1 protein-coding gene is annotated in these 1,533 nt (G+C 70.5%); it reads right to left on the minus strand.

All coding sequences use genetic code 11. The features are described 5' to 3' along the window. Window positions 1-76: 76 nt before the first annotated feature. Window positions 77-1,533 (minus strand): cobaltochelatase subunit CobT (locus ACE3TU_RS22250; RefSeq protein ID WP_374628032.1); only part of this gene is annotated, 1,457 nt, incomplete at its 5' end.

Here is a 1,533-nt window from a genome sequence, read left to right on the forward strand (position 1 = left end):
ATCCGACCTTCGAGCCGGTCTCGGTGGAACTGACGCTGGCCGGCTACTACCGGCTCGAGCCGGGGCTGATCGGCATTCACTGACGCAGCAGCAGGGCGTCGAGGGCGCCGATCAGCGCGGGACCCAGTTCGTCGATCGTGTCGATCCGGCGGGCCGAGCGATAGTAGCGGTCGACATCGTGCCTGACCCCGATGGCGGCGAGCTCGATCTGGCCGCCGCGCTCGATCTCGCCGATCACCTCGCGCAGATGCCGGTCGAGGATCTGCTTGTCGGCATTGGCCTCGATGGTCGCCTGGTCGACGGGCGCGCCGTCGGAAATCACCATCAGGATGCGCCGCTGCTCGGGGCGGCCGAGCAGGCGCCGGGCGGCCCAGGCCAGCGCCTCGCCGTCGATGTTTTCCTTGAGCAGGTCGGGCGACATCATGGCGCACAGGTTCAGCCGGGCCCGCCGGTAGGGCTCGTCGGCGCTCTTGTAGACGACGTGCAGCAGGTCGTTGAGGCGGCCCGGATCGGCCGGCCGGCCGGCGCGCATCCAGTCCTGCGCCGATTGTCCGCCCTTCCAGCCCAGCGTGGTGAAGCCGAGCACTTCGGTTGCAACGGTGCAGTTCTCCAGCGCCGCGCAGATGAGGTCGGCGGCAACGCAGGCGAGCTCGATGGTCTTGCCGCGCATCGAGCCGGAATTGTCGATCAGCAGCGTGACGCAGGTATCGCGGAACTGCGATTCCTCTTCCTGCTTGTAGGCATCGGCGAAGCCAGGGTTGACCACCACCCGGTCGAGCCGCGAGGCATCCACCAGCCCTTCCTCGAGGTCGAACGTCCATGAGCGCGTCTGCCGGGCCATCAGCCGCCGCTGCAATTGCGCGACCAGCCGGGCCATGCTGCGCTTGCTGGCGCCGCGCCGCTTGTCGAGCGCCTCCTGCGCCTCGCGCATCAGCTGCTGCGGGACGAGGTCCTCGGCGCGCGCCACCTGGTCGTGACGGGTGGTATAGGCGCGATAGGGCAACCGGGTGGTGACCGGGACCTCGAGGATCGGCCACAATGGCGGCGCGTCCTCGTCCGGTGTCAGAGCCTCGGGACCGGGTTCGAAGCTCTCGTCCTCGGTCTCGGATGAACCATGGTCGAAATCGCCGTCCTCCGGCCCGCCGGCGCGGTTGCTGATCTGACGCCGCGCCGGCCCCTCGCCCCGCCCGTGCAGCGCCGCATGGAGGGCGGCGATATACGCAAGCGCCGCCGCTCCGTAGGCCCGCTGATCGTCGACGGCGGCCGCCAGGGCACGGAGGTGCGGCGTCAGCCGCTGGTGCATCCAGCGCGCCCACATCCAGAAGCCGGAGGTGGCGATGGACGGATCGTCGCGTCCCACGAGGGCGTCGCCCACCACCATGCGGATGGCCTCGTCGAGGGGTACGAGCGAGGCCAGGTGCGCCCCGAGCAGGTCCGAGCGCGCGAGGCGCGCCCGGTGCGCGGCCACGAGGTTGTCGCCGATGCCGGGCATCCGGCGCGCGCCGACGGCCTCGCAGCGCAGCAGTTCGAGCA

This window comes from Devosia sp., from assembly GCF_041917035.1.
Lineage (GTDB): Bacteria > Pseudomonadota > Alphaproteobacteria > Rhizobiales > Devosiaceae > Devosia_A.